At 68.1% G+C, this 3,930-nt stretch carries 2 protein-coding genes; one reads left to right on the top strand and one right to left on the bottom strand.

Annotated features, from left to right (window positions below):
• Positions 1–210 precede the first annotated feature (210 nt).
• Positions 211–1,947 carry an MFS transporter gene (locus tag MFF42_RS20560; protein ID WP_238257407.1) on the top strand — a complete coding sequence of 579 codons (1,737 nt, stop codon included), beginning with the start codon at positions 211–213 and terminating at the stop codon, positions 1,945–1,947.
• Positions 1,948–2,159: 212 nt separating this feature from the next.
• On the opposite strand, the gene purH is transcribed toward MFF42_RS20560, so the two are convergent.
• Positions 2,160–3,758, bottom strand: coding sequence for a bifunctional phosphoribosylaminoimidazolecarboxamide formyltransferase/IMP cyclohydrolase (gene purH / locus MFF42_RS20565; protein ID WP_238257408.1), 1,599 nt, complete (start codon positions 3,756–3,758; stop codon positions 2,160–2,162).
• Positions 3,759–3,930: the final 172 nt, after the last annotated feature.

Consider the following 3,930-nt stretch of genomic DNA (forward strand, 5'->3'; position numbering starts at 1 on the left):
CGTCGAGGCCGCGCCCTTTCTGCGTCCCGCAGGTCTTGATCCGTTACACCAGCCCAAATTCTGTCAATTACGCATCCTTCGCAGCGATTTACCTATTGGGCGTCATTGAGGCATGCGGTAACACAGGCGTGTGCATGCGCCGAGCGCATGGAGCGGGTCGAAGCCGGTGAACCGGACGCCCGCACGCGTGTCACTGGAGGAACGACAAAGATGGCTGGGGCAACCGCAGTACCGCGGTCCGGGGAGGCAGTCAGGCCGATGACTGCCGGCGAGAAGAAGGTCATCATGGCCTCCTCGCTCGGGACCGTCTTCGAGTGGTACGATTTCTATCTCTACGGCTCGCTCGCCGCGATCATCGGTGCGCAGTTCTTCTCCGCCTACCCGGAGGCGACGCGCAACATCTTCGCGCTGCTGGCCTTCGCCGCCGGCTTCCTCGTGCGGCCGTTCGGCGCCCTGGTGTTCGGCCGGCTCGGTGACATGGTCGGGCGCAAGTACACCTTCCTCGTCACCATCCTGATCATGGGCATCTCGACCTTCGCGGTCGGCCTGCTGCCCTCCTACTCGACGCTCGCGGCCTACAACGTCGGCTGGATCGCGCCGGTGACGCTGCTCGCCCTGCGCATGCTCCAGGGCCTCGCTCTCGGCGGCGAGTACGGCGGCGCGGCGGTCTACGTGGCCGAGCACGCGCCCGCCGGGCGCCGCGGCTTCTACACCGCCTTCATCCAGACGACGGCGACGCTGGGCCTGCTGCTTTCGCTGATCATCATCCTGTCGACGCAGGGCTACGTGAACAGCGCCTACCCGGCCACCACGGTGACCAACGCGGACGGCACCACGACCACCCTGACCGCCTTCCAGGTCTGGGGCTGGCGCATCCCGTTCCTCGTCTCGGTGGTGCTGCTCGCCATCTCGGTCTGGATCCGCCTGCAGATGCAGGAGAGCCCGGCCTTCAAGAAGATGAAGGAGGAGGGCACCCACTCCAAGGCGCCGCTCTCGGAAGCCTTCGGCCAGTGGAAGAACGCCAAGTGGGCCCTGCTGGCGCTGCTCGGCCTCACCGCCGGCCAGGCCGTGGTCTGGTACACCGGCCAGTTCTACGCCCTGTTCTTCCTGCAGAGCATCCTGAAGGTCGATCAGTTCACGGCGAACGTCATGATCGCCTGGTCGCTGATCCTCGCCACCGGCGGCTTCCTGTTCTTCGGCAGCCTCTCGGACCGGATCGGCCGCAAGCCGATCATCCTCGGCGGCTGCCTGATCGCGGCGCTCACCTACTTCCCGCTGTTCAACATGCTGACCGCCCAGGCCAACCCGGCCCTGCACGCGGCCCAGGCGAACGTGCCGGTGGTGGTGAAGACGAACAAGGACGAGTGCTCGTTCCAGTTCAATCCGGTCGGCACCGCCAAGTTCACCAAGGAGTGCGACATCGCCAAGGCTTTGCTCGCCCGCTCCGCCGTGAACTACAGCACCGAGAACCAGCCGGCCGGCACGCCGACCGTGGTCAGCATCAACGGGAAGGACTTCCCCGTCGCCGACCCGAACTTCGCCAAGGCTGTGCCGGCGGCCCTGACCGAGGCGGGCTACCCGTCCGCCACAGCCAACCCCACCGTGATCAAGGCCGCGAACCCGATCGACATCTTCACGGGCCAGAAGCTCGCGGTCGTCGGCATCCTGACGATCCTCGTCCTCTACGTGACGATGGTCTACGGCCCGATCGCCGCCGCGCTGGTGGAGCTGTTCCCGACCCGGATCCGCTACACCTCGATGTCGCTGCCCTACCACATCGGCAACGGCTGGTTCGGCGGCCTCCTGCCCGCCACCGCCTTCGCCATGGTGGCCCAGACCGGCGACATCTATTTCGGCCTCTGGTACCCGATCGTGATCGCGCTCTTCACCTTCGTGATCGGCCTGATCTTCATCCCCGAGACCAAGGACCGGGATATCCTGGCCTGAGGCTGTCGGTTCTCGTCAGTCGATAAAGAAAAGGCCCCGCCGAGAGGCGGGGCTTTTTTGCGTTTGGCAAGGCTTGCTTGGTCATTGCGAGGCGAAGCCGAAGCAATCCAGGGCGCCGCCGCGTCCGGAAAGGCCGCGCGGCTGGTTCGCTTCGCGATCGTTCGCGATGACGATCGAAGCCCTGAACGATGGATGGGGGCGTCGAGGCGCTGTCAGTGCCGGAAGTGGCGCACGCCCGTGAACACCATGGCGAGCCCCGCCTCGTCGGCGGCGCGGATCACCTCGTCGTCGCGCATCGAGCCGCCCGGCTGGATCACGGCGGTGGCGCCGGCTTCGGCCGCGGCGAGCAGGCCGTCGGCGAAGGGGAAGAAGGCGTCGGACGCCACCGCGGAGCCCTTGGCGAGGCTCTCCGGCAGGCCGAGGCGCGCGGCGGCCTCCGCGGCCTTGCGCGCCGCGGTGATCGAGGAATCGACCCGCGACATCTGCCCGGCGCCGATGCCGACCGTGGCGCCGCCCTTGGCGTAGACGATGGCGTTCGACTTCACGTGCTTGGCCACGCGATAGGCGAAGCGCATGTCGGCGAGTTCGCCCTCGCTCGGGGCGCGCCGGGTGACGACCTTCAGGTCCATGTCGTCCACGCTCAGGGCGTCCCGGCCCTGAACGAGGAGGCCGCCCGCGACCGTGCGGATGGTCTCGCCCTTCGCCCGCGGATCGGCGAGGCCGCCGGCGAGCAGGAGCCGCAGGTTCTTCTTGGCGCCGACGATGGCCCTGGCCTCCTCGGAGGCGTCGGGGGCGATGATGACCTCGGTGAAGATCTCGACGATCTTTTTCGCGGCCTCGGCGTCGAGCGGGCGGTTGAGGGCGACGATGCCGCCGAAGGCCGAGGTCGGGTCGCAGGCGAGCGCCCGCTCGTAAGCGTCCAGCAGGCTCGCGCCTTCCGCCACGCCGCAGGGGTTGGCGTGCTTGATGATCGCGACCGCCGCCGTCCGAGCGGGGTCGAACTCCGCGACGCATTCGTAGGCCGCGTCGGTGTCGTTGAGGTTGTTGTAGGACAGCTCCTTGCCCTGCACCTGCCGGGCGGTGGCGATGCCGGGGCGCAACGTGCCGGGCAGGCGGTAGAAGGCGGCCGACTGGTGCGGGTTCTCGCCGTAGCGCAGGCTCTGGGCCAGGGTGCCGCCGAGAGCCTTGAAGGTCGGGGCCTCGTCGCGCCCCTCGACCTCGACGAGCCAGTTGGCGATGGCCGCGTCGTAGGAAGCGGTGCGGGAAAACGCCTTCTGCGCCAGCCGGCGGCGGGTCGCGGCGGCGAGTTGCCCGTCCTGCGCCGCGAGTTCGGCCAGGATCGTGTCGTAATCCGAGACATCGACCACCACGGCGACGTCGGCATGGTTCTTGGCCGCCGCGCGGATCATGGCGGGGCCGCCGACATCGATGTTCTCGACGCAGTCGTCGTAGGACTTGCCGGCCTTCAACGTCTCCTCGAACGGGTAGAGGTTGACCACGAGCAGGTCGATGGCGCCGATGCCGTGGGCGGCGAGTGCCGCCTGATGCTCGGGGTTGTCGCGCACCGCGAGCAAGCCGCCGTGGACCGCCGGATGCAGCGTCTTGACCCGGCCGTCCATCATCTCGGGAAAGCGCGTCAGCTCGGACACCTCCCGGACCGCCAGCCCCGCTTCCGTCAGCGCGCGGTGGGTTCCGCCGGTCGAGACCAGCTCGACGCCCTGCCGGCTCAGCGCCGCGGCGAAATCCGTGAGCCCGGTCTTGTCCGAGACGGAGAGGAGGGCGCGGGTGACCCGGATCTGGTCGCGCGGCATGGATGTAACCTGTGTCGTCATCGGGAGATTTGGCGCGCGCGGTAGCACGGAACCGGCAGGGGCGGCCAGTTGGGCACAAGGATGTCCCCGTGCGGAGCCGGCGGTTTCAACCGCTTCCGTCATTCGACGTCTGATCGATCCCTCCGGGATGGCGGATGTCGGCGACGCTCAA

This window comes from Methylorubrum podarium (assembly GCF_022179745.1).
In the GTDB taxonomy this organism is placed as follows: Bacteria; Pseudomonadota; Alphaproteobacteria; order Rhizobiales; family Beijerinckiaceae; genus Methylobacterium; species Methylobacterium podarium.

What these genes read in the sequence shown, in the direction of transcription:
- purH (WP_238257408.1), bottom strand. Translation starts at nt 3,758, where the DNA reads ATGCCGCGCGACCAGATCCGGGTCACCCGCGCCCTCCTCTCCGTCTCG.
- MFF42_RS20560 (WP_238257407.1), top strand. Translation starts at nt 211, where the DNA reads ATGGCTGGGGCAACCGCAGTACCGCGGTCCGGGGAGGCAGTCAGGCCG.